At 67.4% G+C, this 15,331-nt stretch carries 15 protein-coding genes; 8 read left to right on the plus strand and 7 right to left on the minus strand.

The features are described from left to right. Positions 1–36 precede the first annotated feature (36 nt). Together IT779_RS16140 and IT779_RS16145 are read right to left on the minus strand one after the other, a co-directional pair. Positions 37–681 carry an RraA family protein gene (locus IT779_RS16140; RefSeq protein WP_196150136.1) on the minus strand — a complete coding sequence of 215 codons (645 nt, stop codon included), beginning with the start codon at positions 679–681 and terminating at the stop codon, positions 37–39. A 132-nt stretch (positions 682–813) separates the two neighbouring features. Next, positions 814–1,254, minus strand: a complete 441-nt coding sequence (locus IT779_RS16145; protein WP_196150137.1) for a GNAT family N-acetyltransferase — start codon at positions 1,252–1,254, stop codon at positions 814–816. Between the two features lie 583 nt (positions 1,255–1,837). On the opposite strand from IT779_RS16145, the gene IT779_RS16150 reads away from it, so the two are divergent. Next, positions 1,838–2,452, plus strand: a complete 615-nt coding sequence (locus tag IT779_RS16150; RefSeq protein WP_196150138.1) for a hypothetical protein — start codon at positions 1,838–1,840, stop codon at positions 2,450–2,452. A 1,289-nt stretch (positions 2,453–3,741) separates the two neighbouring features. On the opposite strand, the gene IT779_RS16155 is transcribed toward IT779_RS16150, so the two are convergent. Next, on the minus strand, positions 3,742–4,545 hold the full coding sequence (locus IT779_RS16155) for a class I SAM-dependent methyltransferase (protein ID WP_196150139.1): 804 nt from the start codon (positions 4,543–4,545) through the stop codon (positions 3,742–3,744). A gap of 1,041 nt (positions 4,546–5,586) precedes the next feature. Here IT779_RS16155 and IT779_RS16160 point away from each other — a divergent pair. Further along, positions 5,587–6,516 carry an alpha/beta hydrolase gene (locus IT779_RS16160; RefSeq protein ID WP_408637766.1) on the plus strand — a complete coding sequence of 310 codons (930 nt, stop codon included), beginning with the start codon at positions 5,587–5,589 and terminating at the stop codon, positions 6,514–6,516. 102 nt (positions 6,517–6,618) lie between these two features. Here the strand turns inward: IT779_RS16160 and IT779_RS16165 are convergent, their stop codons facing one another. Further along, entirely contained in the window at positions 6,619–6,981 is a 363-nt protein-coding gene (locus tag IT779_RS16165; protein ID WP_196150141.1) for a hypothetical protein, read from the minus strand. Between the two features lie 161 nt (positions 6,982–7,142). Between IT779_RS16165 and IT779_RS16170 the strand changes: the two genes are divergently transcribed. From IT779_RS16170 to IT779_RS16180, 3 genes are all read left to right on the plus strand, one after another. Beyond that, complete coding sequence (locus tag IT779_RS16170) at positions 7,143–7,706, plus strand: putative immunity protein (protein WP_196150142.1); 564 nt, start codon at positions 7,143–7,145, stop codon at positions 7,704–7,706. A gap of 145 nt (positions 7,707–7,851) precedes the next feature. Then, positions 7,852–8,472: a phosphoribosylglycinamide formyltransferase gene (purN, locus tag IT779_RS16175; protein ID WP_198428576.1), complete on the plus strand. Its 621-nt coding sequence runs from the start codon at positions 7,852–7,854 to the stop codon at positions 8,470–8,472. Between the two features lie 36 nt (positions 8,473–8,508). Next, on the plus strand, positions 8,509–9,708 hold the full coding sequence (locus tag IT779_RS16180; protein WP_196150144.1) for a site-specific integrase: 1,200 nt from the start codon (positions 8,509–8,511) through the stop codon (positions 9,706–9,708). A 44-nt stretch (positions 9,709–9,752) separates the two neighbouring features. Here the strand turns inward: IT779_RS16180 and IT779_RS16185 are convergent, their stop codons facing one another. Beyond that, on the minus strand, positions 9,753–10,697 hold the full coding sequence (locus IT779_RS16185; protein WP_196150145.1) for a GlxA family transcriptional regulator: 945 nt from the start codon (positions 10,695–10,697) through the stop codon (positions 9,753–9,755). 111 nt (positions 10,698–10,808) lie between these two features. Here IT779_RS16185 and IT779_RS16190 point away from each other — a divergent pair, with 111 nt between their 5' ends. Further along, positions 10,809–11,732, plus strand: coding sequence for an NmrA/HSCARG family protein (locus tag IT779_RS16190; protein ID WP_196150146.1), 924 nt, complete (start codon positions 10,809–10,811; stop codon positions 11,730–11,732). Between the two features lie 31 nt (positions 11,733–11,763). On the opposite strand, the gene IT779_RS16195 is transcribed toward IT779_RS16190, so the two are convergent. Further along, entirely contained in the window at positions 11,764–12,465 is a 702-nt protein-coding gene (locus tag IT779_RS16195) for an NAD(P)-dependent oxidoreductase (protein ID WP_196150147.1), read from the minus strand. A gap of 121 nt (positions 12,466–12,586) precedes the next feature. Here IT779_RS16195 and IT779_RS16200 point away from each other — a divergent pair, with 121 nt between their 5' ends. Continuing rightward, positions 12,587–13,540, plus strand: a complete 954-nt coding sequence (locus tag IT779_RS16200; protein ID WP_196150148.1) for a GlxA family transcriptional regulator — start codon at positions 12,587–12,589, stop codon at positions 13,538–13,540. Positions 13,541–13,609: 69 nt separating this feature from the next. Here the strand turns inward: IT779_RS16200 and IT779_RS16205 are convergent, their stop codons facing one another. Beyond that, positions 13,610–14,248 carry a DJ-1/PfpI family protein gene (locus IT779_RS16205; protein WP_196150149.1) on the minus strand — a complete coding sequence of 213 codons (639 nt, stop codon included), beginning with the start codon at positions 14,246–14,248 and terminating at the stop codon, positions 13,610–13,612. Positions 14,249–14,294: 46 nt separating this feature from the next. Here IT779_RS16205 and IT779_RS16210 point away from each other — a divergent pair, with 46 nt between their 5' ends. Continuing rightward, on the plus strand, positions 14,295–15,269 hold the full coding sequence (locus IT779_RS16210; RefSeq protein ID WP_332838831.1) for a GlxA family transcriptional regulator: 975 nt from the start codon (positions 14,295–14,297) through the stop codon (positions 15,267–15,269). The last annotated feature ends 62 nt before the right edge of the window (positions 15,270–15,331 follow it).

The raw sequence follows: 15,331 nt of genomic DNA on the forward strand, positions 1-15,331 counted from the left end.
CGCAGGTCCTCTTGGCTGCCCGAGGTGTTCGGGTCGTCAGCTCGGCTCGATCGTGAGGACGCTGCGCCGGTGGCTGCTCAGCGCCGCTACGTGATCGGCCAGATTGGACATCTCGATCAGCGAGCGACCGTGGTTCATGCGGTCACGTAGGACGGCCTCGGTTCGCTCGAGGTTCTGCGCTTGTTCGACGCAAGCCTCGAGTCGTGCCCGCGGCGCGCAGATGATGCCGTCGTCATCGGCCATGACGATATCGCCCGGCGCGACCGGCACGCCGCCGAGACAGATCTGTCGGCCGACGTCGGGCGCGACGTCGGATCGTCCGGCGTTGGGTACCGTTCCGCGTGCCCACAGTGCGAACTCCGGCGGCAGACCACGGCGGTCCCGGATGAATCCGTCGACGACGATTCCGGCGAGACCTCGACGGTGTGCCTCGGCCGCGAACAACTCACCCAGCACCGCGAGTCGAGAACCGTTGGTTTGCACGACTATCACCGCACCGGGGGCGGCCCGAGCGATAGCCCACAGGGTGGAGAGAACCTCGCCGTCGGCGATCACCGTGTATGCCGGGCCGCAGATTCGCGCGTTGGCGGTCATCGGTCGAATCGCCGGGTCGGCGACGGGCAGCGACTCGTCGATATCGCACAGGGCGCTTACCGGCAATCGTGAGAACGCGTATGTCATGTGGTGAACCTGCTTCCTACCTGATACTCCGCTACATGGGACCGACCGCGCCGCGGCCTCTTCCGGAAGTATGTCGACGAGCGCCGTGCCCGGAATCGATGCCCGATGTGAGGCCGAGCACGACACCGGAACTCACTCCAGGGTGGCGGCGAAGTGATGCGCCGCGATCTGGAAGTGGTGGCGCATGTAGAGGCGATGCGCCGCGGCACGTTCGGTTCCGACTCCCGAATCCAAGTGGATCGCTTCGCAGTCGAGTACGCGGGCTTGCGCGTCGACCCAATCCATGAGTGCCTCGCCGTATCCTCTGCCACGCTGATGGGCCACGGTGGCGAGATCGTCGATATAGAGATGATGGCCCCACGCCGTGGACCATCCCTCGCGGAAACCGAGCACCGCGACGGCGGAGTCGACATCGTCGGCGAACGCCCCGACGATGCGGTACCCCAGCGGACGCAGCGATGTATCGACGAAGTCCGCGAGAGCGTCGACCGTAGCCCACCGCGGCCGCAGCTCGAGCAACGCCGAGGCAGCCAGTTTCGTTTCGTGTGCGGCGATTTCGCGTATCTTGCTCATCGCCGTGACTGTAGCGACGGTGGTGACGGCGCTGAATAGCCATTCGCCGCCGATTTCAGCAGACCACCCGACGCACCGGCGACATGAAGCCGAGGGCCCGTGGTGCCCGGCCACGAACCGCTGATGTAGCTCCACAGTGTCGCCTACCGACCGCTCTTCGGCGGCCGGAGACCGATCCCGACAAGTCAGTGCGGGGGACGCCGAGTGAGGTGAGCGTGGCAAAGGCGGCAAAGATGCCGAGGACGAGCGCGGCCACCGCCGCATTGTTGGATCCGCAGGTCGGCGGTGGCGTGCGGTGACGTAGCCACTGCTCGGGTGGCGAGGAATCGGACATCCGTCGATGGGACCACGCCCCTGGTCGAGAAGAAGGTGACGTAGGGCGGCCAGGGCAGGATGAGCCGCCGGCTTCGCTGGAGAGGGCCGATTCCCTCTCCGCCGCAATGAAACCGAGTAATATCAGCGTTTGAACTGGAGATCCCGGACGGATGCCATCGGAGCCGGATTGAAACCCGAGCGGGGTCGCACGCGATCGAGTCTGCGACTCGAACGGATGTTCTGCCGATCGCTGGTCGTCCTTATCGGTGTGAGTGTGATCGTGTCCGCACTCACCGTCGCCGCCGCTCCCTACCGTCAGACGCGGCAGTTCCACCAAGCTCTGCGTTGCGAGCAAGCCGGTGGCGCCTGCTTCACCGAGGAGATCGTCTCCATCACTGAGCGGAAGACCTTCGAGTACAGCGACGACAGCACCGCTTACGCGCTCACCTGGCAACGCAGTGATGGTTCAAGCCAATCCCATGATGTGCGCGCGGGTATCCATGCCAAGGCCCGAGTGGGCCTGCACGCGCGGATCGAACGGTGGCACGATCAGACAGTCGGTATCACGGTGGAAGACCAGTCGGAGACGTTCTTGCCCGGTCAAGCCGGACTTCTCGGTCTCTGGTTGTGGCTGGCCTACTTCGGTCTCGGAATCACACTGTGGGGTCTTTTCGGTTGGTGGGACGGGTTGTTGTCTCTCTACGGTCGGGCGTTCCTATGGTGTCTCATCGGCGCCCTACCCTTCTGCTTCCTGGCACCCAGAGTGTTGGCCCACGGGGTACAGTTCGATCCCGGATTCATTCTCATGGTCGTCTTCGCCTGCTTCTTCGCCCTGGTCGGTGCCACAGGGCTGGTCTCGTTACTGGACCGGGAGCAATGGTAACGCTGAATCGTGGAGCCTTTCGGCCATCCCGCAGCGACAGGGCTCATTGCCAGGTAAGGCCGGTACAGACCGACAGCGCGAGGCTGCAACCGGCGTCTGCGATCCGTTCCCCATCCGGCCCAGCACAGCCCGACATCGTCGAGAATCCAACGAAACCATCCCAACCCGACGCGATCCCATCTGTTCACGACTGTCGAGGTGCCGGTAAGGGTCGTGTCACCAGGTACATGAAGACCTTGTACTGAGGCTCCGATTCCGCCTGCTCCGCCGCCTTGGGGCGGGCGTCGGAGTGGGACCGCACGAAGAGGTGGTGGACCGGATATCGCGTTCAGGGCCTCGGATGCCACGGCCCCGGGACACGATCGCTGTTCGGCTCATGACCAGGTAGAGGTGGAGAAGATCGTCACGCAACCGCTCCCACTCGTCCTGATACCGCGCGATCTGTCGTCGTCTCAGGCCGAACGAGTAGGTCGAGGAGGGCTTCGCGCCGATCGGGGCCCACCGCGACGGAGCCCCCCAGCGCGGACGGTAGAGATACTCCGCGACCTCGACCAGTTGCCGTTCGATGTCGGCGCGGCCTCGCAGGAGTCCGGCTGTGGCCTCGCACCAGCGTTCGGCGTCGGAAGCCGCCGCCCTGATCACATCGGCCTCACCGATGTAGAACAGCAGCAGATCGCGCCGGCTGTCATCGACGGCGCAGTCACGATCCGCGTGGTACCGGGAGAATGCGGCGACCTCCGCCCCCACGGCCCAACAGGAGATCGAGGGAGCCGGGCCGGGCAGGCGCAGCCAGGAAACAGACACGTATCGGATGTTCTTCATGGCGTTTTCACTCATTAGCCCACCCCGACCGGCAGAAGAGATACTTCTTCCTTTGTACCCGGGCGGATCGTAGGCGCGCTGCCATGTCAACGGGATGCGACATGAACACTGTTCGGGGCGAACTCCGCCGCGCGAAGTCGACCGCGGACACACCACGGATCGACAGCACCCGGACCGATCATCGTGGTCCTCACGCGCTCCGGCTCGTTGTCCACCAGCGTCCAGCAGTCGACGTTTTCACGATCGCATCCGCGATCAGAGTGGACCTCTGCCCGATTTCCACCAGTGCGAAGGTGTCCGAGCTCAGTACCTCACCCGGGGTGGGTGTCCTGACTCGATGAATCTGGCCAAGTCGCTGTCTCCTGACGTTGGGATTGGCCAGATGCTTTGAGTCGCGAGAAGCTTCGTCGCTCAATGAATCTGGCCAATGTGGAAGTCATTGGTTGGAGTGTCGGAAGCTGTGGCCGCTATTGTTTGGTGGCCGTCAGCACTTCCAGGGTGACGGGTTCGGTGAACTGTCCGGCCGGGTCGATCGCGAGCAATGTGTCGGTGACTTCTTGTTCGAAGGCTGAGCGGCTGTCGCCGAGCAGTCTGCGAAGCGGCATCGAGGTCGAGTAGAGGTAGCCGATGGCCTGCTCGATCGTCCAGGTCCGGGTGAATTGGTAGGCCCGCTGCTGCACCTGCCGGAACGCAGAGCGCGCCAGTATCGCCTGGTGCGACTCGCCGCCGTCGGGCAGGTCCGGGACGCTGGCCTGCCAGTCGGGCGGCAGGAACCGCTGCTGAACGTCCTCGATGGCTTGCTGCCATGTCGTCGCCGACCGGACCAGGCAACTATCGTTGGCGATCACGAGGCCGCCGTGATCGTCGACCATGCCGTCCAGAGCGGTCAGGACGTGCTCGCGGTCCATCCAATGGAACGAGCGGCCCATGGTCACCAGATCGAAGCGTCCGAGCTCGCCGGGCAGGTCCGCCGAACTGCCCCGTGCCCAAGTGACGTTGGTGATGTGGGCCGCCTGTGCTCGCCCAGCCGCTTCGGTCAGCATCTCGGGTTCGGGGTCGATGCCGATGGCTGCGGCGACGTGGGCTGCGAGCCGCAGTGTCAGCTGGCCGGTTCCGCAGCCCAAATCGAGCAATCGTCCGGTGCCGTCGAGGTGGAACCGAGCAACGAGGTCGGTGAAGAACACATCCGGATAGCCGGGCCGGTAGCGCGCATAGTGCCAGGCAGTTCCTGCGAAAGGGGTGCGGCTGGATTCGTCGAGCGAATGGGTCACGGTATCTCCTGCTATTCAGCCGAGGCGCCATACTCTCATGCCGCGCAACAGATCTGACCAACTGTCACCGTCTGTGCGATGCTCGGCGGTGAGGTCTTCAACCCACTGGTGCAGCGTGTCGTTGCGCATAGGTCGATATCGGCGGTCTCGCCGTGTGCGCCATCCGGCCTCGGCGTAGAACCGGTGGCGGGTGTCGGGGTCGGCTGCGAGTTGGCGCCAGTAGGGCGAGACGAGCAACACGGTGAGCGAGACGACGTCGGGGGTAGGTGGCGGCGAGGAACGCCGGGTCGTCGCCGAATATCCGTGTCGACGGTTTTCGTCAGCTGTCGGACGTATTGCCAGCTGTCGCGCGCGGTCGTGTATGCGTGCTCGGTCGGTAGCGGTCCGAAGCGGCGGGCAAGGCGGCGGTGGCGTGCCTGGGCGGTGAGGATCGCCGGGACGGGGCCGATGTCATCGATTCGTGTGTGCAAGATCGGGGCGATCATGCCACATCGGCCAGATTTATTGAGTCAATGGCCAGATAGACCGCCACTGTGGCCAGATCCACTGAGCCAGGACAGCACGATCTTCGCTGCGGCGAGCCTTCCAATTCTGACCGCCGATAAGTGAACATTATCGGCGGTCAGGATTTCGAAACTCACCGGAATCCTCGGTGTTTATTTTCGTTTCGTAGCGTTGCTGCTACCAAACTAATCCTCAACGTAAATGGCCGAAAACTGGGATCGGTGGTACGGGAGTGCAATTCGGCCAGGCGCGCTGGGATCCTCACACCCAGCCCCACCCGAAGGGGTCGAGAGGGGACCGGGGGCATCAACGAGAAACGTCACGGTATGGCGACCACCGAAGTCGGTCGCGTCAAGCCATCACCGGTGCGATCAGGCAGCTCCCCAGAGCTTGACCGACCGGTCGGTCACACCTATCGTCGTGGACGTGCTCCTACCGCCGTTCGTCGACGAACCTCTCTTCAGATCCCTGTATTTCGGAAACGAATCCGCCGATGCCGCTCCCGTCCGGCGCCGACGGCGCCGATGGAGTCGCACGATCGCCGCGGTGGCATTCGTGGTCGCGGTGGCGAGCTCGGCGACGGCACAGGCGGTACCGCCGGGCGACAGCTACGCTCCCGGCTCCTTCTCGGAGCTGATGGTCCCCTCCGCCATGGGACCGGTGAAGGTCCAGGTGCGCTGGGCCGCTCGCGGTGGCGGCGCGGCGCTGTATCTACTCGACGGGATGCGCGCCCGCGACGACCGCAACGCGTGGTCCTTCGAGACGAACGCGACACAATTGTTCGACGCTGACGACGTCACCCTGGTCATGCCGGTCGGCGGCCAGTCCAGCTTCTACACCGATTGGCGTTCACCCAGCAACACCAACGGCCAGAAGATCACCTACAAATGGGAAACCTTCCTCACCAGAGAACTTCCCGCTTTCCTCGCCGCGCACGGCGTGTCCACCACCAACAACGCGGTCGTCGGGCTGTCCATGGGCGGCAGTGCCGCGCTGACGCTGGCGGCCTACCATCGCGATCAATTCCGGTTCGCCGGATCGTTCTCCGGCGCACTGGATCTGACGGCGCCGGGTATGCGGGAAGCCATCCGTGTCGCGATGCTCGACGCCGGTGGCTACAACGTCGACGCGATGGCGCCGCCGTGGAGTCCGCAGTGGCTGCGCATGGATCCGTACGTGTTCGCGCCGCAGTTGCGCGGTCTTTCGATGTATATCTCGGCGGCCAGCGGCCTACCGGGCCGATTCGACCATCCCAGTTCCCCGATCGGCGTCTTCGACACGGCGACCGCGATGGGTTTGGAAGCGTTGTGCCTGGTGACCACGCGTGCTTTCCAGATCCGGCTGAATTCGCTCGGAATCCCCGCTCACTACGATTTCCCCGGCACCGGCACCCACGGCTGGAAGTATTGGGAGGCGCAACTGGCCAATGCGCGACCGCAGATACTCGGCGCGCTGAACGCAGGATGATCGGCCGACTCCATCTCGGACACACGGGTATCGGTTCCCGGCCGATACCCATCGGAGAGCGCAGCGCTCCTCGATCGGGCACGGTGCACTGAGGAAGGTCCCCTATCGCCCGTTCGAGTCGGGCAGGGCGCAGGAGATGTCGGAGATGTCGGTCACGCCCTGCGCGCCTTCGATCGTGATGACCAGGCGGGGCGAATCGATCCCGCGCGGGAGTTGTCCGGGACCGACGATCAGGCGATTCGCGGGGAGATCGGTGACCGGTACCCGTTGCGTGCCGGTGATCTCGCGGGCGGTATCGGCCAGCAGGAATCCGCTGCCGTCGAATACGGCGTGCTCCAGGAACCACCATTTCGCGGCATACGACTCGCATTTGCGCGTGGAGTCGACAGGTGCGGCGAACGCGTGCGTGCCGCCGAACAGGTGCGCCACCGCGAGGATGGTCATCACCGCGACTCCGGTCCTCAACTCTCCTCCCTTCGTCACCTGCGGTCGATATCGCGCACGGTCGGGACTGTAGGAGGGTCCGAGCCCGCCGTTCGTGACCCGCGCATACGGCGGCGATTCGTCCGCGGGCCCGGTGACGGCGCGCCGAAAATTCGCCGCGCGGCGGCGATATCGTGGAATACGTGGACACCGCCGACCAGAGCCTTCGTATCGACCTCACCACCGACGAGTTGCGCGAGGTGACGGCTTACGCGGTGGCGTGCGCCGGGCCCGCGCTCACGATCTTCGAGAACGCCTACCCCGATGACCCGCGTCCGCGGACCGCGATCGACACCGCGCGGTCGTTCGCGGAGGGCGGCGTGCGGACCAAGGCGATCCGCGACGGAGCGTGGGCGGCACAGCGCGCCTTCCAGCAGGCGCGTGACGCGGGTGATTCGGCAGCGGGTGAGGCCGCGCGCGCCGCCGTCGCCGCGGCCGGTGCGGCGTTCCTGCATCCGCTGGCGAAGGCGACGCAGGTCTGGCACATTCTCGGGTCGGCCGCGCACACCGCCTACGCGTGCGAACTCGACGTCCCCGACGACGAGGGCATCGGCCCCGCGAGTCTGGTGAGCGCGCGGACACTGGCCGGGCCGACCGTGGTCGACGTGCTGCGGCGGTACCCGTGCGCGCCGGGCGGTCGAGGACGGGCCGGGGAACTGTTGCGCAGTCTCGACGCGGAGTTGCGGGGGTCCGCGATCGAGGGCTGACGGGCCCGCGCGTGGCGGTACTCGAAAACCCCGAATGCGTCGCACCGCGTTCGCCGACCGCGCGAAGGCGGTCCGCATCGAACCCTCGCGGTCCTCCGTCAGCCACCGTCGTCATCGCGCTACGCGTGTGAAAGGCTGGGAGACCGTGACCGAACTCCGCGTTGGTGTCCTTGTCTCGCACAACGGTTCGAATCTGCGCGCATTGCACGAGGCTTCGCTCGCCCACGACGCGCGGTTCACGATCGCGGCCGTGGTCGGCAACAACGAGGGCGCACTCGGACTGGCGTACGCGCGGGAACACCGGATCCCGGTCCGGCACATATCGGGCACCACCCATCCCGACTCGGATCGGCGAGACGAGGCGATTCGCGTCGCGCTTGTCGAACATCGCGTCGACTGGGTCGTCACGGCAGGCTACATGAAGAAACTCGGACCCCGGACCATCCGGGAATTCGCTCCCAGGATTCTCAACATCCATCCGGCGCTGCTGCCGAAGTTCGGTGGGACCGGATTCTTCGGAGATCGCGTCCACCGAGCGGTTCTCGACTCCGGCGACACCGTGAGCGGCCCCACGATCCACCTCGTCGACGAGGAATACGACTCCGGGAGGATCATCGCCCGACTCGAGGTGCCGGTCCACGCCGACGACACCGTCGATACCCTCGCCGCCCGGGTCCGGGCCGCCGAGCACACCCTCCTGCCTGCCGTCGTGCGACAGATCGCGAGCGGACAACGCCTCTACCTCGATATCGGTCGGTGTCTCTAAGCTGTCGGTGCGCGACATCGTGAGGAGGTTTTCGGGGTGAGTGAGGTGGCGGCGGTGGTCGCGGTTCCGGATGTGGTGCGCACCGAATTGCGGCGTGGGGTGCGCAGTGTGCTGGTGGACGCGGCGGCGTTGCGGTTGGTTCGGGAGCGGTTCGACGACGAGCAGGCGGGGTCGTTGCGTCGGTATCTCGAGGCGTCGCAGTCGCCGAACACGTTGCGCGCGTATCGCACCGACTGGATCGCCTGGGCCGGGTGGTGCGCGAGCGAGGGTCGCACCGCGCTGCCCGCCGATGCCCTCGATGTGGCGGTCTATCTTGCCGCGGCGGCCGACGCGCATCGCGCGAACGGCGGGTGGGCGTTCGGGGCGGCCACGCTGGAACGTAAGTCCGCCGCCATCGCGGCCGTGCACGCCGCCAACGGTGTTCCGTCGCCGACCCGCAGCGATGTCGTGCGTTTGACGTTGCGCGGTATCCGCAGGACCCGGCGGACGCCACCGACGCGGAAACGTCCGGTCCTGCTGCACACCCTCGACCAACTGCTGGCCGGTCTGCCCGATGCCGAGTGGCCGACCGAAACCGCGCGCCGCCGTGACGCTTTCGCACTGTTGGCCGGTTTCGCGGGTGCGCTGCGCCGCAGTGAACTGGCGGGGCTTCGGGTGCGCGACGCGGTGGCGAGCACCGAATACGCCACCGGGGAACCGATTCTGCTGCTGCATTTGCCGACCACCAAAACCGACCCGACCGGTGTCGGCGAGCAACGTGTCGTCCTGCCGCGCGGACGCAATCCGCGCACCTGCCCGATCTGCGCGTTCGCGGACTGGGTGCGCCTGCTCGAGGTCCACGTCGCGGGCGGACCGCGAGCGGTGCGCGAATGGCTCACCACCACAACGGAACCCGCTCCCGGACTGCATCGCTGCCACGGTTTCACCGGCACCGCGTTGGCCGATTTCCCGTTGCTGCCCACGGTGAATCGGCACGGCGGAGTCGGTGATCGCGCCATGTCCGGGCGCGCGATCGCCGAACTCGTCAAACGCTACGCCGCCCGCGCCGGACTCGACCCGACCCTGTTCTCCGGACATTCGCTGCGCGCGGGTTTCGCCACCCAGGCCGCACTCGGCGGCGCCGCCGACCGCGAGATCATGCGCCAGGGCCGCTGGTCCAACCCGCGCACCGTGCACGGCTACATCCGCACCGCGAACCCCCTCGAGGACAATGCCGTCACCAAATTGGGGTTGTGACACACCATGACAGTCTTTCTCGGAGAACAGTTTCGCATGCGGGGTCAGCTACGGCTGAACGTCCGACGGTAGTCACGGGGAGCGGTGCCACGGCGCGTGGCGAACTGTTCGCGGAATACGGCGGCGGTGCGGTACCCGACACGGTGCGCGATCTCCTCCACCGACAGATCGGTGGATTCGAGCAAGTCCGCCGCGTAGTCGAGCCTGCGAGTCAACAGCCATGCTTTCGGAGTCGTGCCGGTCGCGGCGGCGAAACGGCGCGCGAAAGTCCGACGGGACATGAGCGCACGCGCCGCGAGATCGTCCACGGTCGAGATCACGTGGAGATTCTGCTGTGCCCACGCGGTCACCGCCTCGATCCGGGCGTCGTCACCCGATCGGGCGATCGGCGCGGTGATGTACTGGGCTTGGTCGCCGCTGCGATGCGGCGGGGTGACCAGTCCGCGCGCGATCTCGTTCGCGACGATCCCCCCGTGCTCGCGGCGCACCAGGTGCAGGTACAGGTCGAGCCCGGCGGCGGCGCCCGCCCCGGTGACCACACGTCCGTGGTCCAGGTACAGCGCGTCGGGCCGCACGCGAACACCAGGGTGGGTCGCGGCGAGTTCATCGGCGAACTGCCAGTGCGTGGTGACCTCGCGGCCATCGAGCAGTCCCGTCGCCGCGAGGACGAACACGCCGGTGCAGTTGGCCGCCAGAATCGCCCCACGCCCGTACGCGTCGTTCAGTGCCCGGCACACCACGGGGTCCGTGTCCCGGAACTGCGTCCCCGGCAGGACCAGTACGAGTTCGGCCGTCGCCAACGCGTCGACGCCACGATCTATCCGCACCGGCATGCCGAGATCGGTGCTCACCCAGCCCGGCTTGGCCGTGCACACCACGACATCGAAGTTCGGCAGGCCCGGACGGCGGCCGAACACCGCGGCCACCGTCCCCAACGCCAGCGCGGTCACCCCCTGCGGCGCATACGCGGCGACCCGAAGAAATCTCACCGGATCAGATTGGCACAAAACCCGCGATAGATGTCATGACGGCCACTGTCTGTGGAGTCGGGGATGGGCCAGGCTCGATCTCGTGCAGTCGATCCCGCGAAGGAGCAGTACATGACGGCCAGAACAATTCTCGTGACGGGAGCAACGGGACATCAGGGTGGCGCGGTAGCGCGCCGCCTCCTCGCCGAGGGCTGGGCGGTCCGCGCTCTGACGCGAGACCCGATCTCCGCCCAGGCGCTCGCCGACCTCGGTGCTCGAATCGTCGTGGGCGATCAGAGTTCCCGCACCGCGCTCGCCGCGGCGATGCGTGGCGCGGACGCGGTGTTCAGTGTGCAGCCCGGCGCGCTCGCGCCGATCCCGGTGCCCTTCGACGACGAGATCGCCTGGGGCCGCGCGGTTGCCGACGCCGCGGCCGACGCCGATGTCGGGCATCTGGTGTACGCGTCGGTCGCGAGCGCCGAGGACAGCGCCGGTGTCGCGGCTTTCGAGCCGAAACTCCGCATCGAGCAACATATTCAGCGGCTCGGCGGGCCCGCCACCGTCGTGCGACCGACCTCCTTCATGGAGAACTACGCCGACCCCGCATTCGGGCTCGGTACCGGCGTATCGGCGACCCCGCTGGCCCCCGACATACCCGTACAGCACATCGCGGTCGATGACATCGCCGCGGTTGTGTCCCATGTGCTCGACCACCCCGCCGCCTACCGCGGTCGCGCGCTGCCACTCGCGGGCGACGCGCTGACCCCACCGGCTGCCACCCGCGCTATCGGATCCGCGCTCGGACGTGAGATTCCGCATGTCACGGTGCCGATCGACGCGGTGCGCGCACAGCACGAGATCCTCGCCGATGTCGCCGATTTCCTGAACCGTCGCGGCGGCTACCGCGTCGACATCGCACGATGCCGCGCCACCTTCCCGGCATTGGCGACCTTCGATCACTGGCTCGCCGAGGGTGGTGCGACCGCGATCGGGTCACTGTTCACCGAACCGGCCCGGGTCGACCTACGATCCGACACGGCCCGATCGGTCGAATAGCGCACCGCCGCGACGTCATCGGTCCGCGGGCTCAGTAGCCGATGGTGAAGCGGCGCTGGATGAATCGCGGGATCTCGATTTCGTCGAGGAGTGCGACCGCGGCGTCGTCGTAGGAGATTCGACTGAGGCCGTCGGCGTCGAGGACGGGCTGGTCGGTGCCGATGCGGTAGCGGCCGGTGCGTTCGCCGGGGCCGATCCGCTCGGCGGGGCTGAGGTAGGTCCAGAGCCGGTTCGAGGTGCGCAACACGTCGAGCCCGTCGCGGGCGCCGCGCACAGCGGCCGCGTATTCCTTGGGCAGGCCGATGCTTTCGAGCAGCGGGTGCAGGCGGTCGTCGTGGTCGGCGAGGACTCGGCCCGGTTCGAATTCCAGGCTGCCCGCGCCGCCGATCACGATCAGCCGGGTGCGCGGGTGGGTATGCAGGGCCCGCAGCAGCGAACGTCCGGCGGTGACGTGCGTGGCGGGGTCCGCGATCGACTCGGCGACCGTGTCCGCGAAATCTACCGCCGCGCTGCCGGGTTGATAGCCGCTGACCAGAACATCCAGCGCGGGGAGTCGGTCCGCGACGGCCGCGCTGTCGAAGATGTCGAGTTCGGCCCAGGTGAGGCGGGGATGGGTGGTGGTGGCGCGGGCGAGGTCGCGGGTGAACGCCGTGACGTGGTGGCCGCGCGACAGCGCCTCGGTGACGACCTTGCGCCCGATGTTGCCGGTCGCGCCGATGATGCCGATGAACATGGTTGTCCTCGTTGGTTCGGTGGCTGAGTCGGGCCGGGCGGCGCCGACCCCTCTCCTACCTTCTGCCTCGGCCGATTCGTGCGATAGTGGCCCGAATGCCAGATATCCGGAGGTTCAGGCCATGCATCGAGTGACCGTCATCGCCGTTCCGCCCGCCACGACCTTCGATCTGTCGATTCCGGAGTTGGTGCTCGGCGCCACGTCGATCGACGGTCGCGACGGTTACGACGTGCGTGTCTGCACGCCGCGTCCCGGACCGGTGGCCGTGAGCGCGGGCCTCGAGGTCTTCGTCTCGCGGGGACTGGCGGCCGCCGAGGATGCCGACACGATCGTGGTCACCGGAACGGGCGCGCGCGACGACATCGATCCGAGGGTGCTCGAAATGTTGCGCCGACGTGCGGCGGCGGGCGCCCGGATCGCGTCGATCTGCACCGGCGCGTTCGTGCTGGCCGCGGCCGGTCTGCTCGACGGACGTCGTGCGACCACCTACTGGGCGCGGTCCGAGGAGTTCGCCCGCAGGTTTCCCGAGGTGGAGTTGCGGCCGGGGGTGCTGTTCGTCGAGGACGGAAATGTGCTGACCTCCGCCGGGCTGTCCGCGGGCATCGATCTGTGCCTGCATCTGGTGCGCAGCGATTACGGTGCCGCGGTGGCCAATTCGGTGGCTCGGTTGATGGTGGCGGCGCCCGTGCGGCTCGGTGGGCAAGCACAGTTCATCGAGGCGCCGTTACCGCCCGAAACCGGCACTTCGCTGGCGGCGACTCGCGTTTGGGCGCTGGACCGATTGCACGAGCCGCTCACCCGCGCTTCCCTCGCCGACCATGCTCGGACCAGCGTCCGGACGCTGACTCGCCGGTTCCACGCCGAGACCGGGCTCAGCCCGCTGCAATGGTTGCTACATCAGCGCGTCATCCGAGCGCGTGAGCTGCTCGAGACCACCGACCTGCCGATGGACCGTGTGGCCCGCCTCAGTGGCTTGGCCACCACGGACTCACTGCGCCAACACATTTCGCGGCGAACCGGACTCACTCCCACCGCGTACCGGGCGGCATTCACCCAGAACGGGACCCGACGGTAGCCCGCGACGGCTTCGTGTCGGTCGCGGGCGTGGCCGTACCGCCGCGGATCGCTTGTTCGAGTCCGCTGACTATTCCGCGTGGGCGGGGTCGTGCAGGGTCGACATCACGAGTTCCATGATCTCAGGGCCCGCTTTGGCCGGGGAGCCCGCGTCGAACGGGGGTTGCGGATCGTATTCGATGGCGAGCTGGATGGCCTTGGCCACGTCTGCACCGGCCAGTCGGGCGGCGAGCGTGAGGCCGAGATCGATGCCCGCGGACACGCCCGCGGCGGTGGCGATCCTGCCGCGGATCACGACCCGCTCGGCGGAGGGAACGGCGCCGAGCGAGGCGAGCTGTTCGAGTGATCCCCAATGGGAGGTGGCTTCGATGCCGTCGAGGACACCGGCGCGAGCCAGGTAGATCGATCCGGTGCACACACTCGCGGTCCATGTGGTGGTGGGGTGCACGGCGCGGATCCAGCGCACCACGGGGTCGTCGGCGCCGTTCGGGTCGACGAGTCCGCCGGGGACGACGATCATCCGCGGTGCGGTGGTCTCGTCGAAGCTCGCGGTGGCGACGAGCGACAACGCGCCGGTGTGGTCGCGGACCGGGCCGGGTTTCTCCGCGACGAATGTGGCTGTGACGCCGGGGATTTCGGCCAGCACTTGGAACGGGCCGATGATGTCGAGTGCGGTGAACCGGTCGTAGAGAGCGAAAGCGATCTGCATGTCCCGAGTGTGCGATGCTGGGGTGCATGTCTGCCAGGACACTTTTGTGACGATATCGGACCAGCGCGTGCGGACCGTCGTCCTGCTCGCCTACGACGACGCGGAGATCCTCGACGTGACCGGGCCCGCCTCGGTGTTCGCCGCGGCCAACTCGACGACCGGCATCGAGCACTACGACGTCAGGGTCGTCGCTGCCCGCGATCGGGTGGTGTTCACCGGCGGTCTGGTCATGCACGCGGAGCCCGCGGCGGGGATGCGGCGCCCGGTCGACACGCTGATGATCGCGGGCGGTATCGGCTGCCTCGCCGCCCGGGCCGATCACGACCTCGTCGAGCGCCTGCGGGCGATGGCGCGGCGGAGTCGACGGGTGGCGTCGGTGTGTTCGGGCACCTTCGTCCTGGCCGAAGCCGGATTGGCCGACGGCGCGACGGTGACCACGCATTGGGCCGCGGCCGATTTCCTGGCCGAGTGCTACCCCGCGGTCACCGTCGAGCCCGACCGCATCTACGTGCGCGACGGAAGGGTGTGGAGTTCGGCGGGAGTGACGGCGGGCATCGACCTCACTCTGGCGTTGGTGGCCGAGGATCTGGGCGAGGCACTGGCCAACGACATCGCCCGCGGGCTCGTGCTTCCGGTCCGGCGATCGGGTGGCCAATCCCAGTACAGCGCACAACTGGCGGCGCGCGTCGGCTCGTCCCCCCAGCTCGCCGCCCTGCTGTCGTGGATGACGCTCAACCTCGACGCCGACCTGTCGGTGGCGGCTCTCGCCGAGCGCGTCGGCTGGGGCGAGCGGCACTTCGCTCGCAGATTCCGCGCCGAGACCGGAAGCACTCCGGCCCGCCACGTGGAGGACCTGCGCATCGACGCGGCACGCCATCTGCTCGAGTCGACCGACCTGACCACCGACGCGGTCGCCGCCGGGTGCGGTTTCGGCAGCCGCGAAGTCATGCACCGCACCTTCCGGCGCCGCCTGGCGACCACACCGACGCAGTACCGCCGATCGTTCTCCCCCACCGGCTGATTCGTCCCGTCCCGCCGCCGGAGACCGTCCATCGGAGCCGTGGCGATCGATGCGCGCCGATC

The sequence above is a fragment of the Nocardia bovistercoris genome, from assembly GCF_015674855.1.
GTDB lineage: Bacteria > Actinomycetota > Actinomycetes > Mycobacteriales > Mycobacteriaceae > Nocardia > Nocardia bovistercoris.